The organism is Streptosporangium sp. NPDC004379 (assembly GCF_042873875.1).
Taxonomy (GTDB): domain Bacteria; phylum Actinomycetota; class Actinomycetes; order Streptosporangiales; family Streptosporangiaceae; genus Streptosporangium.
Map to the genome: position 1 here is coordinate 102,015 of NZ_JBIAMC010000006.1, position 15,297 is coordinate 117,311.

Below are 15,297 nucleotides of genomic sequence, written 5' to 3' on the forward strand. Positions count from 1 at the left end.
TTCATAACCGGCGGGACACATTCCCCCTGACGCGGAGCGTCCCGCCCGTCACCCCATCCGGGTGACTCCGACCAGGCAGCGGCGGCGCGCGGGAAACCGGAAAGAGTCCATGGGAAGCAGCCATTTCACACGCCCCCTCGCCACTCCGGGCGGTTCGAGGGCCGCGGAAGAGGTGGTCCCCGGACGGCGCGGCCTGGGCCGGCGGCTGCGGACGCTGGCGGGTGTGGACGAGGGCGTCCTGAGCCAGATACCGCTGGAGCGGACCCGTTACGTCGGCCTCGGCGGCGTGGTCCTGGGAACCGCGGTCGTCGCCGGGATCTCGATGTGGTTCGCGCTGAGCCAGGTCCTGGGCGGCGCCCACGTCGCCATGCTCATCCCCGTCGTGGTGTGGGCGCTCATCGTGCTCAACCTCGACCGCTGGCTCGTCTCGACCGTCACCGGCACCTGGCGGGCCAGGCTGATGCTGCTGGTCCCGCGACTGCTCGTCGCCGTGGTGCTGGGCTTCATCATCGCCGAGCCCCTGGTCCTGCGGGTCTTCGAGACGGCCGTGGTCCAGCACGTGATCAGTGGCCGCGAGGCCGCGCTGGTCGCGGAGCGCGCCCGGCTGCTGGAGTGCAACTCGCGGGTGCCCGGCAGGACGCCCGGCCGCCGGGACTGCGCGAACGCCAGGCTTCTGACCTCGACGGCCGACGCCGACCTCACCCGGCTGAGCAACCTGGAGCGCGACGCCGACACGTTGCGGACGCAGGTCGCCGCCGACCGGAAGCGGTACGACAGGCTGGTGGACCAGGCGACGGCCGAGTGCGCCGGGGAGAGCGGTGAGGGCCTGAGCGGCAGGAAGGGCATGGGACCGCTCTGCAGGCGTCTCGACGCCGCCGCCAAGCGATTCATGGACCGCAGCGGGCTGGCGGAGAACCAGAAGAAGCTCCAGAAACTGGAGGGCCGGGTGTCGGCCCTGCGCGGCCCGCTCGCCGAGCGGCAGTCCGACTTCGAGCGGCGGCTGGACGCGCGCGTCGGGGAACGGCTGGCCGCGATGCCCGGCAAGGACGACCCCGTCGGCCTGCTGGAGCGCATGCGGGCGCTGCACGAGGTCACCGCGGCGAACATCTATCTCAGGCAGGCGACGTGGCTGCTCCGTCTCTTCCTGATCCTCGTCGACTGCCTGCCGGTCCTCGTCAAGATCATGAGTGGGACGACCGCCTACGACCGCATGGTGGACCGGACGAACCAGGCTCAGGAGACGGTCTACAACAGGCGTGTCCGGCTCGACACCGAGGCGCGCCTGGAGGAGCTGGAGCTGCGCGCGCGACGCGGCGCGGACCGGCGCCGCCGGGAGCACCGCGCACTGGACGCCGTCGCCGGCACCCGCGCCGGACTCCTCCCCTGACCCCTGCGGCCTTCGGGCTCCATGTCGGGTCCCGGGGTCGACCGGCCGGCTCGGCTCGGCGGGACGTTCCTCAGGCCGGAAGGGGCTTGCGGGCCTCGATGAGGAAGCGGGTCGCGTACGCGACGAAGGGCCCCTCGTCCTGGATGCGGTCGTGGAGCCGCCGGAGCTCGGCGCGGTAGCGGTCGGCGGAGAAGCCGGGGACGATCCAGATCACCTTGCGGAGGAAGTAGATCACCGCGCCGACGTCGTGGAAGACGGTGAGCAGCCGCTCCGGCCGGAGGTCGAGCACCGTGAGGCCGGCGTCCTCGGCGCGGGCCCGGGTCAGTTCGTGATCGCGGGCGGTGTCGCGCGGCTGCGGCCCCAGGAAGAACTCCGTCAGCTCCACGACGCTCCGCGGACCGACCTGCTGGGAGAAGTACGTCCCGCCGGGCCGGAGCACGCGGGCGATCTCCTCCCACCAGGTGGTCACCGGGTGGCGGCTCGTCACCAGGTCGAAGGCGCCGTCCCGGAACGGGAGCCTCGGCTCGTCGTCGTCGGCGACGACCGCGACCCCGCGCGGGCGCAGCCTCGCCGCGGCGCGGGCGATGTTCGGCGGCCAGGACTCGGTGGCGACCGTCACGGCGGGCAGCCGCGGAACGCCCGCGAGCACCTCGCCCCCACCGGTCTGGAGGTCCAGCGCGGCGTCGGCGCGCGCCATGCGCCCGGCCATCAGCCGCGAATATCCCCAGGAGGGCCGTTCCTCGGTCGCCCGGCCGTCCAGCCAGGAGAAGTCCCAGCCGTCGACCGAGACCGACTCGGCCTCCGCCACCAGATCGTCGAACGACCGCTTCGCCGCCTCCGCAACCATGGTTCGAGGCTGACAGGCTTCCGGGCGGATCGTCCAGCGGATTTCCCGCGCCGGCTTCCGGGACGCGCCTCAGCCGCCGGAGCCCGGCTCCGCCGCCGTGCCGTACATCGCGTCGTGCTGTTTGCGAGGTGAGCAGACCGAGGCCGACGGGCAGGCGCAGCGGCGGCCGCCCTCGTCCAGGCGGACCGTCACCGAGTCGGAGGGGACGTTGCGCCCGACGACGGTGCCCGTCCCCTCGGGGGTGTCCACCTTCGACCCGACCCGGGGCATCGTGCGGTTGGCCTCCATGTAGAGGGGGTGCTCGTACTTCAGGCAGCACATCAGCCGCCCGCACGCCCCCGCGATCCGCATCGGGTTGACCGGGAGGCCCTGGTCCTTGGCCATCCGCACCGAGACGGGCTCGAAGTCCTTCAGGAAGGTCGCGCAGCACAGGTCGCGGCCGCACGGGCCGATGCCGCCCTGCAGGCGGGCCTCGTCGCGCGGGCCGATCTGCCGCAGCTCGACCCGGGCGCGCAGGTTGCGGGCCAGGTCGCGGACGAGGGCGCGGAAGTCGACGCGGTGCGGGGCGGAGAAGTAGACGGTGTAGACGTTGTCGGCGTCGAGGTAGTCGACGCCGACGACCTTCATCGGCAGGGCGTGCCGCTTGATGAGCCGTTTGGAGACGCTCCTGACCTCGGCGCGCCGCCTTCTGTTGTTCTCGTCGCGCGCCAGATGCTCCTCGCCGGCGATGCCCGCGCACACCGGCAGGTCGCCGATCTCCTCGCTGGTCCACTGCGGAGCCCACACGCATTCGGCCACCTCGGGCCCGGCGTCGGTCGGCACGAGCACCTTGTCGCCGATCTTGGGGCTGTGCTCGCCGGGGTCGAGGTAGTAAAGACGGCCGTAGCGGGTGAAACTCACCGCCATGATCATGCTCATGTGGCTCCAAACGGCAGGGGGTACGGCTGGCGCCCACTCACGCCACCCTACGCGCCGCACCGCCGCCGCGGACCCCCGGATCCCCCGCGCCGCCGGTCTCGCCAGCGGCTTGGGGGCGCGGGCCGTACTCCTCCGTTCAGCCGGGACGGACGATCACCCACCGCCCAGAGGAGGGGAGTCCGGGAAGAAGCACTGCTGCGGACCGTCCGACCACGGAAGCCTGCTCTTGATCGCCTCCCACCGGGAGGTCCTCCTGAGAAGGCAGGGCTGGTCGATGGCATTGGACACTCCGGGCATTTCCCCCGCGGCCCTGGCCACGGCTCCGGAGTCCGCGTCCTCCCTGATCCCGACCCGGAAGGACTCCGGCATGTCCTCGGGGCGGATCGCGTCGATGAGCGCGGTGTCGTTCGTGTTCTGCCGCCGGAAGTTCTCCCACGCCTTCTGCTGATCCTCGAAGATGACGCCCTCCACCTCGGGCCGGCCCGCCAGCGTCCGGCGCAGTTCCTCCCGCTCCGCCTCGGTGATCCCCTTGCCCCCGCAGGAGGGGAACGGGTCCTGCCTCTTGCACAGGAAGACCGAGACCTCGGCCCTCCCCCACGGCCCGGCGCCGCCCGCGGCCATGGCCAGGACGACGTCATCCCCCGGCTGGGAAACGGGAGCGGCGAGGTTCGTGACGCCGACGGCGACGGCCGCGACGGCCAGCGCGGCGGCGCTCACCCGCAGCGGGAGCCGCGTGCGCCGGCGGGCGGGAACGACCAGCGGGGGGACGTCGGTGACGGTGTCGCCGGCAGCGGACAGGGCGCCTCGCAGGCGCTCCTCGGTGGTCTTCATGGTCATGACTCCTCCCCAAGCGTCCGGGCGAGGGCGGCCAGCCCGCGCGCGATGGTGGACCGGGCCGTACCGGCTCGGATGTCCATGACATCCGCGATCTCCTGGTCGGGCAGGTCGAGGTAGTAGCGCAGGATCAACGCCTCGCGCTGCCGCTTCGGCAGCCCGAGCAGCGCCGTCAGGACCTCGCGGCGCTCCTCGCCGAGCAGCGCCGCGTGCTCGGCCGACCAGACGGGCGGCTCGTACGGCACGGCCCGCCGGAACGCCACCGCCCGGCGCCGCAGCACGGAACGGGCCCCGTTGAGCACCGCCGAACGGACGTAGGTCAGCGCGCGCCCGGGGTCGCGCAGGCGGCGCCGTCCCGCGTGCGTCCGGGCGAACGCCTCCTGCACCACGTCCTCCGCCGTGGCCTGGTCACCCACCATGAGCAGGGCCAGCCTCACCAGGCCGAGGTGGTGTTCGGCGAACAGTCCCGCGATGTCGACACGGTCCCTCGCCAGGCGCTCCGCGTGCGGAGAGGCCTCGATCTTCGGTTCAGGGGTCGTCCCCGAGAATGACACGATCACATCACAGAGACGCCGGACCGAGCCGTCTGCTGCTCGGTCCGGCGCACGTTCTCCGGCGTTCTTCCCGGCGGGTCCCCGGCGGACCGCCCGCCGTACGGCTCCGTGTCACCCGGTGAGCTCGGCGAAGGCCCGCTCCCAGCGTTCGGCGACCACGGACATGTCGTAGCGCGCGGCCGTCTCCAGCGCGTTGCGGGCCATGCGGTGCCGGCCCTCCTCGTCGTCGATCATCCGGAGCAGCCCCTCGGCCAGCGCGTCGACGTCGTCGGGCGGGACGAGCAGGCCGTCGTGACCGGAGGTGATGATCTCACGCGGTCCCCTCGGGCAGTCGAAGCTGACCACCGGCACCCCGCAGGAGAACGCCTCGATGATGGTCATGCCGAAGCCCTCGAACCGGGAGCTGACCGCGTGAATCGACGCCTTGGCGAGCTCTCCCTCGATGTCCTCGGTCGGCCCCATGAACGTGACGTTGTTGTGCAGGCGCAGCTTGACCGACTGCCGGACCAGCTTGTCGCCGGAGCGGCCCTCGCCGTAGATCCGCAGCTTCCAGTCGGGCCGTTTCTGGACGACCTGGGCGAACGCCTTCAGCAGCCGGTCGTAGCCCTTGACCGGAACCAGCCGCCCAGCGGCCAGCACGATCCTGTTCTCCTGCCGGGAGCGGGGCCGCGGCGCGGCGGGCAGGCCGTTGCCGATGGTGATCACCCGTGTCCGGCCTTCACCAAGCATGTCGCGGTAGTCCCGTTCGTCGGCCTCGGTGAGGGTGACGACCGCGTCCAGGCTGGGGTACCACTCCCGGATCTCCTGGAAGATGCCGGGTCTGTGCGCCTCGAAGTGCAGGTGCTCCTGGGCGATGGTGACGACCTTCCGGCGCGCGAACCTGGCGGCCATGATGTTCAGCCCGGCCCGGGTGGTGACCAGCACGTCGGTGCGGAGCCGGCGCAGCTCGCGCCTGAGCACGTCGTCGCTCCAGGCGGTGAAGGAGGCGTAGGCGCGCTCCTCCGGGTGGATCAGCTCGCTCTCCTGTCCGCTCAGCCGTTCCGCCCGTTTCGTGTACGGCCAGCGGACCCTGGCCCCCTCCCGCAGGTCCACCAGCGAGCGCAGCCGCACCCGCGGGCCGAGCCGCAGGAAGGGCCGGTCGGCGTGCTGGAAGACGCTGATCACCTCGACGTCGTGACGGAGGGACAGCTCGGTGGCGAGGTCGAAGGTGGCGCGGATGGTCCCGCCCATGCCGTAGGCGTTGAGGATCAGGAAGGAGATCTTCACGCTTCCTCCTCCTCGATGGTCAGGGCCACGGCCAGGCTGTCGGTGTCGGTGTAGTACGGCCGCACCCGCACCCGTTCCACGTGCTGGGCGGGGAAGCGCACCTTGGTCTTCTTGTCGGTGACGTCGTCGAGGCGGGCCGCCAGCGGCAGCCGCGCCCCGCCGGCCTCGGCGTACAGGTCCCAGAAGGTCCGGCGCCGGCTCTGTCCCTCGGCCATCGGCTCGATCCGGACGCTTCCCTCGAAGCTCCGGCCGTGGAACGCTCCCGGACCGGAGACCGGCTCGGCCCCCTTCCTCGGCACGGCCACCAGCCGGGCCGGGCCCTCGACCGGCTCACCGTAGGCGATCACGCCCGTCACCCCGACCACGCCGTCGTCGGAGACGACACCGGTCACCTCGACGTACGGCAGGACCTCCCTGACGGCCAGCGCGAGCGTGCCGACCGAGGTGCGGAAGGCGCGGACCTCCCGTTCGCGGGGCATGGCGGCGTAGTCCATCAGGCCGTCCAGCGAGAAGCCCGGATCGTCGGTGGCGATGGGCTCCCCCCGGTACGACGCCACCCAGATGCCCGGCGCCAGCCCTGCCAGGACGGTGCCGGCACGCTCCTCACCGGTCTCCGCGTGCCGCAGGACGATGTCCCCGTCCTCCGCCGCGGACCGTCCGCCGTCCGGGCCCGGCCACTCGACCCTCAGGACGTCGTCGCCGTCCACCCTGCCGGTGACGGCCCTCCTGACTCCGGCCAAGGCCGCTCCGCCCCGTGTTCCCGTACCCACTGAGGAACCCCCGTCTTGCCCGCTCACCCCGTAGAGCACGCATAGAGATTAAAATGACAACAAGTCTGTATAAATTCGCTGGGAATTCTAACGATCCATGCTTCCCCTTCGAGGGGATTCGACGCGAAAAAATGCCGTCGAACAGTACGGCGCCGCGAACCGGTCCCCTGCCTGCGCGGAACCCCGAAGCCCGGATGCGGAATCCCGAAGCCCGGATGCGGCACCCGGACCACCAGGCCGCACACCGTGGAGCCGCACACCGCCGCGCCGCACACCGCGGGGCGGCGCCGTGCCGCCGGGCGTCTCGCGTCGAGGCCGGGTGCTCCCCACGGCACGGCACGCGCCGGCCGCGGCCCCGGTTTCCCGGGGCGGGAAGCCCGGAAAGTCATGCTGCATACCCTTAAAGACTCATAAACCATCCATAACGTTGCACGTCCCGGCGAACTTGAAACGGACGTCACCCGGCCACACGATCAGCCCCAGCCGCTGACCTGCGAAAACGATGACGAGACCGCCTGAATCACAGCGAAACCGTCTCAGCTCGAAAATAACGAGCAAGCCCGACATAGATAGAAAAACCGGAAATATGGTCAAAAACGGAGAGACGCTCCTGAGACGACCGCCGGGCGGCGGGATCGGCGACCGAACCGGAGACCCGGGACCGGCACCCGGATGGGGGCGGGGGTAGGGATCAGGACCCCGCTCCGGTCCCGAGCCGGGATCAGGATCCGGTTCGAGACCCGGACCGGATCAGGGAACGGGACGGCGCAGCGAGAGGGTCATCGCCTCGACCGCCATCTGCGGGTTGACGTTGGCCGCCAGCCGCTCCCGGCACAACATGATCGCGTCGATCCTGCGCAGGGTGTCCTCGGGGGCGGCGGAGCGAGCCTGGCCCTCCAGGTCGGCGCGGCGGTCGTCGTTGGCCAGCTCGACGGGGGCGCCCAGCTGCAACGCCAGCACGTCGCGGTAGAACACCACCAGGTCGAGCAGGGCCGTGTCGATGACGTCGCGCTTGGTCCGGGTGGCCCGGGACTTCTGCCGGTCCTCCAGATCCTTGAGCGCCCCGGCGCCGCCGCGGATCAGGCCCCTGTTGAGGCCCTTGCCCGAGGAGCCCTCGCCGTAGGCCTTGCGCAGCTCGGCGGTCTCCGACTCGTTCAGCGCCGAGGTCACGGCGGCGGCCTCCTCCTCGGCCGTCTTGACCAGCCGCTCCGCGGCCGTCACGCACTCCCCCACGCCGGTGAGCGAGGCGGGGATGGACAGCACCGCCTCGCGGCGCCCGCGCGCCTCGGCGTCCAGGGCCAGCCTGCGGGCCCGGTCGATCTGCCCCTGGGCGGCCCTGGCCGCGAACTCCGCCGTCGCGGGCGGCACGTTCTCGCGGGTGACCAGCATGTGGGCGACGGCGGCGGTGGGCGGGGTGACGAGCGTGACCACCCGGCAGCGGGACCTGATGGTGATCATCATGTCGTCCGGGGAGGGCGCGCACAGCAGCCAGACCGTCCGCGGCGGCGGCTCCTCGATCGCCTTGAGCAGGGCGTTGGAGGCGCCCTCGGTGGCACGGTCGGCGTCCTCGAACAGCACGACCCGCCAGCGGCCCAGCGTCGGGGCGCCGGCCGCGCGGAGGATGAGCCGGCGGGTGTCCTTGATCCCGTAGGAGAGCCCCTGCGGGCGGACCACCTCCAGGTCCGGATGGGAGCCGACGGCCACCTGGTGGCACATGTCGCAGTGGCCGCACCCCTGGTCGGGGCAGAACAGCGCGGCGGCGAACGCCCGCGCGGCCTCCTCCTTGCCGGACCCGGCCGGACCGGTGAACAGCCAGGCGTGGGTCATGCCCGCCCCGCGGCCTCCGGTCAGGACCTCGGCCGCCGAAGCGGCGACCCTGCGGAGCGTCTCGACCGCCCGCTCCTGGCCCACCAGGTCATCGAAGACTCCCACCCGGACAACCTACCGCCGGGGTCAGTCGTGGATGACCGGGATGGTGCTCGTGGCGTCCTCCGCCTCGCGGGGAACCGGGTCGGGCAGGATCTCGCGCACCCGGTCGTGCACGATCTCGGAGATCATCCTCTGGTCGAGGGTGCCGTCGACGACGAGGTAGCGGTCCGGGTGGGCGGCGGCCAGCGCGCGGAACTCGCGGCGCACCCGCTCGTGGAACTCCAGAGGCTCCGACTCGATCCGGTCGGCGGCCCCGCCGAGCCGGGTCAGCCCGATGGACGGCGGGGTGTCGATGAGCACGGTCAGGTCGGGGACCAGCCCGCCGGTGGCCCACTCGTTGACCCTCGCCACGTCCTCCTGCTTCAGGGACCGCCCGGCGCCCTGGTAGGCGAGCGAGGAGTCGACGTAGCGGTCGCAGACGACCATCGACCCCCGGTAGAGGGCCGGGCGGATGACCTTCTCGACGTGCTCGGCGCGGTCCGCCGCGTACAGCAGCGCCTCGGAGCGGGCCGACAGCCCCTGGTGCACGGCGTCCAGCAGGATCGCCCGCAGCCGCATGCCGACCTTGGTGGAACCGGGCTCGCGGGTCTGCACGACGTCGTAGCCCTGGTCGCGCAGCCAGATCGCCAGCAGCCGGGACTGGGTGGTCTTGCCCGAGCCCTCGCCGCCCTCGAACGCGACGAACATCCCGCGCGGCTGCTCGTGGGCCCCGGAGGCCTCGGGGACGAACCGCTCGCCGCGCACCGCCGCCAGCAGGTCGGTCAGGATCGGGACGCCCCTGCGGTCGTCCATCTGGCGCAGCGCGAGGAACCCGACGACCGTCGCGAGCAGCCCGCCGACCAGCAGCACCAGGTTGGAGCCGTCGAACTGGTACACCGTCTCGCCGCGCACCCGGACCACGTGCCTGCCGAACAGGCCGGCCAGGGTGGGCGCCACCGCGACCACCAGCAGCAGGGTGACCCGGGCGAGCGACTGCAGGAACGAGAACGTACGGCCCCGCAGGCCGTCCTCCACGTCCATCCCGATCATGGTGTAGCCGATGATCCAGGCGGTTCCGGCGCACGCCCCGAGGACCACGGTGAGCAGCACCACGATCACCAGGTTGTGGACGACCGCGATCGCGGCGAGCACCAGCCCCGCGACGACGATCGACAGCCCGAACAGCCTCGGCCGCGACAGCTCGCGCAGCAGCCTGGGCCCGAAGAACATGCCGCCGGCCATGCCGAGGAAGACCGCGCCGAACACCACGCCGTAGGCGGCGTCGCCGCCGCCCAGCGCCCCCACGTATATCTTGGCCACGCCGACCACCGCGCCGCCGGCCGCGAACGCGCCCAGCATGCCGATGATCAGCCCCCGGATGGCCCGGTTGCCGCCGACGAACCGCCAGCCCTCGACGATCTGCCGCAGCACCGACGGCGTGGAGATCACGATGTCCCCGGAGGGGACCTTCCGGATCTCCTTGAGCGTGAAGACGATGACGGCCGACACCAGGTAGGCGACGGCGTTGATGAACAGCGCCAGGTAGGTGTCACGGCCGGAGAAGTACGGGATGAACCGGCCCAGCGCGTCGTCGGCGACCGACAGCACCGCGAACAGCAGTGCGGCGACCGGGGCGGTGCCGTACGTGACCAGGAGGTTGAGCTGGTTGGCCGACTCCAGCCGGTCCTTGGGCACCAGGTTGGGGACCGTGGCGTCCTTGGCCGGGACCCAGAAGAGGTTGACGCACTCGACGAGGAGGGTGGCGATGAGCACCCACTGGTAGTTGCCGACCGAGGTGAGCGACAGCACCAGCGGGATCGACAGGATCAGCCCGAACCTGAGCAGGTCGCAGGTGAACATCGTCAGGCGGCGGTCGAACCGGTCGGCGAACGCGCCCGCGACGGGACCGAGCAGGACCGCCGGCAGCATCTTCGCGACGAACACGCCGCCGATGGCCAGGCTCTGCGTGGTGTACCCCTGCCCGGCGGTGAGGTTTCCCGCCAGGGCGGTCAGCGCGATGATGTTGAGCCAGTCTCCCAGGCTGCACACCGACATCGCCGTCCACAGCTTTCGGAACGGCGTGTGGGCAAGCACATGAGGCGGCTTGCGTCGTGCGGTGCTCGGGCCAGGGGTGGTCATGGTCCCAGCGTATCGAGGCGCCCGCCTGGCTGGGGCGAACACCGGTCGAGCCGATATGCCCATCTGAGCGATGAGCCGGGCGATACGCACCATTCGTCCGCCGCGGCCGCTTTCGCCCCGCCCAGCGTGACCGTTCTCGCCCCGCCCGCCGCGACCGCTTCCGCCCCGTCCGTCCCGTCCGCCGCGGCCGCTTTCGCCCGTCCGGCGGGCCGTTCAGGCGCGGAGCTCCAGCAGCGTGATCTCCGGCGGCGCTCCCACCCGGACCGGCGGCCCCCAGAAGCCCGCGCCCCGGGTGACGTACACCCGGGTGCCGCCCACCTGGCCGAACCCGGAGACGATCGGCTGCTGGAGGGAGACGAGCAGGTTGAAGGGCGCCATCTGCCCGCCGTGGGTGTGACCGGACAGCTGGAGGTCGACACCGTACCGGGCCGCCTCGGTCGCCTGGACCGGCTGGTGGGCCAGCAGGATCGTGGAACGGGAGCGGTCCCGGCCGCCCAGCGCGCGCTCGAAGTCCGGGCCGCCGGACGCGCCGGACGCCGGGCCGCCGGAGACGTCGTTGACCCCCGCGAGGTCCAGTACGGCCCCCGCGTGGGCGATCTCGACGCGCTCGTTCTGCAGCGGCCGGACGCCGAGCTGCCGGAGCTCCTCGATCCACTCGCCGGGGCCGTTCGCGGTGTAGTACTCGTGGTTGCCGGTGACGAAGTAGGAGCCGTAACGGGATTCGAGGCTCCGCAACGGCCTGGCCTGCGGGCCGAGCTCGGCCACCGTCCCGTCGACCAGATCGCCGACGATGGCGACCACGTCGGCCTCCAGCGAGTTGATCATGCGGACGATGCGTTCGGTGTGCCCGACCCCTGTGAGCGGTCCGAGATGGATGTCACTGACCACGGCCAGACGCAGCCCGCTCAACCGCGGGTCGAGCCGGGGCAGCCCGACCCCGGCGGTCTCGATCACCGGGTCGCCGAGCGCGGTGCGGACGCCGCCTCCGACGGCGGCCAGCGCGCCCACCCCGGCGACGGCGGCGACGGTACGGCCGATGAAGAGCCTCCGCCCCACCGGCGCCCCGCCCGGACCGCGAGCCCCGGCCGCGTCCCCCTCGGCATCCGGAACGCCCGCCGCGCCGGGCTCCCGCGCCGCGCCCGGGTGGCCTGACGCGTCCCGAGCGTCCCGAACGTCCGCGGACCCCGTGGACCCCGCGGCCGCGGACCCCGTGCTCGCCGGTACGGCCACGCGCTCCGGCTCCCGCTCCGGCTCCGGCGCTCTCCGCCCGGCCCGCCGTACGGTCAGCAGCGCCAGCGCCCGCGGGATCTCCAGCACCACCAGGAAGACGAACAGGTAGAACATCACGGCGAGCCAGAGGTAGCCCGGCCAGGCCAGCAGGTGGCCCCACGACAGCCGTTCACCGGCGCGCATCACGATGATGAGGGCGGCCAGACCCAGCAGCACCGCGGTGAGTGCGACGCGTGCCCGCCCGGGGGTCGTGGTGTCCCTGACCAGACGGCGCCACAGGTAGTAGTGGACCAGCACGACCACCGTCACGATCATCGCTATGAAACCCACGCCCGCCACCGCTCGCCCTCCGCGCCCGCCGCGCCGCCGTACTCCGCCGTGCCCGCACCGGGTCACATCGTCCCGGCAGCGCCCGCCGTGCCCACGCCGGGCCGCACCGTGACCGGCACGCCCGGCGGGCCCGCGCCGTACCGCACCGCGACCCGGGCGGCCATCGCGTTCGCACCGGATCGCGCCGCGGCTCGGCGCGCCCGGCGTGCTTTCGAGAACGCCGGGCGCGGGCGGCGCGTTCCCGCTTACCTGAGAACCCCCTCAGGTAAGCGGCGACCCCCGATGCGGCGGAACTCGGTGAGCGAGGGCGCGGAGAGCCCCCTCAGGTACGCGGCGGCCCCGGTGGCGCGACCCAGGCCGTCAGGTCTTGGTCTTGGCCTTCGGGCGGGCGGCGGGGCGCTTCTTCGGCGCCGGGCCCCGGGCACGGCGGTCCGCCAGCAACTCGGCGGCCCGCTCGGTGGTGATCTGCTCGACCTCGTCGCCCTTGCGCAGCGAGGCGTTCGTCTCGCCGTCGGTCACGTAGGGGCCGAACCGCCCCTCCTTGACCACGATCGGCTTGCCGGAGACCGGGTCCGCGCCGAGCTCGCGCAGCGGCGGCGCGGCGGCGGCGCGGCGCCCCCTGGTCTTCGGCTGGGCGAACAGCTCCTTGGCCTGCTCGATGGTGACCGTGAACAGGTCGTCCTCCGACGTCAGCGACCGCGAGTCGGAGCCCTTCTTCAGGTAGGGCCCGAACTTGCCGTTGTGCGCCCTCACCTCCTCGCCGTCCAGCTCACCGACGAGTCTGGGCAGCGTCAGCAGGCGCAGGGCGTCGTCGAGGGTGACGGTGTCGAGGGACATCGTCTTGAACAGCGACTCGATGCGCGGCTTGGGAGCGTCGGCCTTCTTCGTCCGCTTCTTCGCGCCCTCGGCCGGGGGCTCCTCGGGGAGGATCTCCGTCACGTACGGTCCGAACCGGCCGTCCTTGGCCACGATCGGGTGGCCGGTGACCGGGTCCCGGCCCAGCTCGCGGACGCCGGTCGGGCGGGAGAAGAACTCCTCGGCCATCTCGGCGGTGAGCTCGTCGGGCGCCAGGTCCTCCGGCACGTTCACCCGGACGCCGTCGCGGTCCAGGTAGGGACCGTATCGGCCCACCCGGATCATGATGTCGGTGCCGGAGATCGGGAAGGAGCTGATCTCCCTGGCGTCGATCTCACCGAGGTCGGTGACCAGCTCCTTGAGCCCCTCGTCGCCCTCGCCGCCGTCGCCGTAGTAGAAGCGGCGCAGCTCCGGCACCCGCTCCGCCCGGTCGTTGGCGATGTCGTCGAGGACCTTCTCCATGTCGGCCGTGAAGTCGTAGTCGACGAGGTGACCGAAGTGCCGCTCCAGCAGGTTGACCACGGCGAACGCCAGGAAGGACGGCACCAGCGCCGTGCCCTTCTTGAACACGTAGCCGCGGTCCAGGATCGTTCCGATGATCGACGCGTAGGTCGAGGGCCGGCCGATCTCCCGGTCCTCCAGCTCCTTGACGAGCGTGGCCTCGGTGTACCGCGCCGGCGGCTTGGTGGCGTGCGTCAGGGCCTTGAGCTCGGCCACGGTGAGACGGTCGCCCTCGGTGAGGTTGGGCAGGCGCCGCTCGGCGTCGTCGCGGGCGGCGGCCGGGTCGTCGGCGCCCTCGACGTAGGCCTTGAGGAAGCCGTGGAAGGTGATCGTCCGGCCGGAGGCGCTGAACTCCACCCGCTCGCCCGCGCTGGACGTGCCGCCCACCTTGACGGTGACCGACTCGCCGACCGCGTCCTTCATCTGCGAGGCGACGGTCCGCTGCCAGATCAGCTCGTACAGCCGGAACATGTCACCGGTCAGCCCGGTCTCGCCCGGCGTGCGGAACACCTCGCCGGAGGGGCGGATCGCCTCGTGCGCCTCCTGAGCGTTCTTGACCTTGCTGGTGTAGACGCGAGGCTTGTCGGGGACGTAGGCGGCGCCGTACAGGTTGATCGCCTGGTTGCGCGCCGCGGCCACGGCCGTCTCCGACAGCGTGATGCTGTCGGTGCGCATGTAGGTGATGAAGCCGTTCTCGTACAGGCGCTGGGCGATCTGCATGGTCGACTTCGCCGAGAAGCCCAGCTTGCGGCTGGCCTCCTGCTGCAGCGTCGTCGTCCGGAACGGCGCGTACGGCTTGCGGGTGTACGGCTTGCGCTCGACGGACCCGACCCGGTAGGCGGCGCCGTCCAGCCGCGCGGCCAGGGCGCGGGCGGCGGCCTCGTCCAGGTGGACCACGCCGGCGCTCTTGAGCGTGCCGTTGGATGCGAAGTCACGCCCCTGGGCGACGCGCTTGCCGTCCACGCCGGTCAGCGTGGCGGTGAACTCGTTCGGCGACTCGTCGCGGCCGGTGCCGAACAGCGCCTGCAGGTCCCAGTAGGTCGCGCTGGTGAAGGCCAGGCGCTCGCGCTCGCGCTCGACGACCAGCCGGGTCGCCACGGACTGCACCCGCCCGGCGGACAGGCGGGGCTTGACCTTCTTCCACAGGACGGGGCTGACCTCGTAACCGTAGAGGCGGTCGAGGATGCGCCGGGTCTCCTGGGCGTCGACCAGCCGGAGGTTCAGCGTCCTGGGGTTGGCCACGGCCTCCTGGATCGCCCGCGGAGTGATCTCGTGGAACACCATGCGGTGCACAGGGACCTTGGGGTTGAGCACCTCGCGGAGATGCCAGGCGATCGCCTCGCCCTCCCGGTCCTCGTCGGTGGCGAGGTAGAGCTCGTCGGCGTCCTTGAGCAGCTGCTTGAGCTTGCTGACCTGGGCCTTCTTATCCGGGTTGACCACGTAGAGTGGTTCGAACTCATGCTCCACGTTGACGCCCAGGCGGGCCCACGACTTGCCCTTGTACTTCTCAGGGATGTCATCGGCCTTCTCGGGGAGGTCGCGAATATGCCCGATGCTGGACTCCACGACGTAGCCGCGGCCGAGGTACCCGGCGATGGTCTTCGCCTTGGAAGGCGACTCGACGATCACCAGGCGGGTTCCGCCGGCGTTGCCGTTCTTGGCTGGCACGCTGCTTCCTACCTCGCTGTTCGCATTCGTTCCCCGTTCACTTCCCCTCGGGTTACCCGATCCAGATCGGGCGCACTCCCAAGGAGAGCC

At 71.9% G+C, this 15,297-nt stretch carries 12 protein-coding genes; 1 reads left to right on the top strand and 11 read right to left on the bottom strand.

Annotation, left to right across the window (positions count from 1 at the left end; all coding sequences use genetic code 11):
* Positions 1-109 precede the first annotated feature (109 nt).
* Entirely contained in the window at positions 110-1,387 is a 1,278-nt protein-coding gene (locus ACFYSC_RS14945) for a DUF4407 domain-containing protein (protein ID WP_389961293.1), read from the top strand.
* A gap of 70 nt (positions 1,388-1,457) precedes the next feature.
* Here ACFYSC_RS14945 and ACFYSC_RS14950 read toward each other — a convergent pair whose 3' ends face one another.
* The 11 genes from ACFYSC_RS14950 to topA all read right to left on the bottom strand — a co-directional run bounded on the left by ACFYSC_RS14950 (position 1,458) and on the right by topA (position 15,207).
* Positions 1,458-2,234, bottom strand: a complete 777-nt coding sequence (locus ACFYSC_RS14950; RefSeq protein ID WP_389961295.1) for a class I SAM-dependent methyltransferase — start codon at positions 2,232-2,234, stop codon at positions 1,458-1,460.
* 69 nt (positions 2,235-2,303) lie between these two features.
* Complete coding sequence (locus tag ACFYSC_RS14955) at positions 2,304-3,152, bottom strand: stage 0 sporulation family protein (RefSeq protein WP_389961297.1); 849 nt, start codon at positions 3,150-3,152, stop codon at positions 2,304-2,306.
* Between the two features lie 153 nt (positions 3,153-3,305).
* Entirely contained in the window at positions 3,306-3,989 is a 684-nt protein-coding gene (locus tag ACFYSC_RS14960; protein ID WP_389961299.1) for a permease-like cell division protein FtsX, read from the bottom strand.
* Complete coding sequence (locus ACFYSC_RS14965; RefSeq protein ID WP_389961838.1) at positions 3,986-4,459, bottom strand: SigE family RNA polymerase sigma factor; 474 nt, start codon at positions 4,457-4,459, stop codon at positions 3,986-3,988. The genes ACFYSC_RS14960 and ACFYSC_RS14965 overlap by 4 nt, the downstream gene beginning before the upstream one ends.
* Positions 4,420-4,518, bottom strand: a complete 99-nt coding sequence (locus ACFYSC_RS14970; RefSeq protein WP_389961840.1) for a hypothetical protein — start codon at positions 4,516-4,518, stop codon at positions 4,420-4,422. The genes ACFYSC_RS14965 and ACFYSC_RS14970 overlap by 40 nt, the downstream gene beginning before the upstream one ends.
* Before the next feature lie 133 nt (positions 4,519-4,651).
* Positions 4,652-5,806 (bottom strand): glycosyltransferase family 4 protein, encoded by a 1,155-nt coding sequence (locus ACFYSC_RS14975; RefSeq protein ID WP_389961301.1) that lies wholly within the window; start codon positions 5,804-5,806, stop codon positions 4,652-4,654.
* A complete protein-coding gene (locus tag ACFYSC_RS14980; RefSeq protein ID WP_389961303.1) occupies positions 5,803-6,546 on the bottom strand; it encodes a hypothetical protein in 744 nt (247 codons plus the stop codon). The genes ACFYSC_RS14975 and ACFYSC_RS14980 overlap by 4 nt, the downstream gene beginning before the upstream one ends.
* Before the next feature lie 780 nt (positions 6,547-7,326).
* Complete coding sequence (locus ACFYSC_RS14985) at positions 7,327-8,508, bottom strand: DNA polymerase III subunit delta' (RefSeq protein ID WP_389961305.1); 1,182 nt, start codon at positions 8,506-8,508, stop codon at positions 7,327-7,329.
* Positions 8,509-8,529: 21 nt separating this feature from the next.
* Positions 8,530-10,623: a dTMP kinase gene (gene tmk / locus ACFYSC_RS14990; RefSeq protein WP_389961307.1), complete on the bottom strand. Its 2,094-nt coding sequence runs from the start codon at positions 10,621-10,623 to the stop codon at positions 8,530-8,532.
* Positions 10,624-10,836: 213 nt separating this feature from the next.
* Positions 10,837-12,183, bottom strand: coding sequence for a metallophosphoesterase (locus ACFYSC_RS14995; protein ID WP_389961308.1), 1,347 nt, complete (start codon positions 12,181-12,183; stop codon positions 10,837-10,839).
* 360 nt (positions 12,184-12,543) lie between these two features.
* Positions 12,544-15,207: a type I DNA topoisomerase gene (gene topA, locus ACFYSC_RS15000; protein ID WP_389961310.1), complete on the bottom strand. Its 2,664-nt coding sequence runs from the start codon at positions 15,205-15,207 to the stop codon at positions 12,544-12,546.
* Between the last annotated feature and the right edge of the window lie 90 nt (positions 15,208-15,297).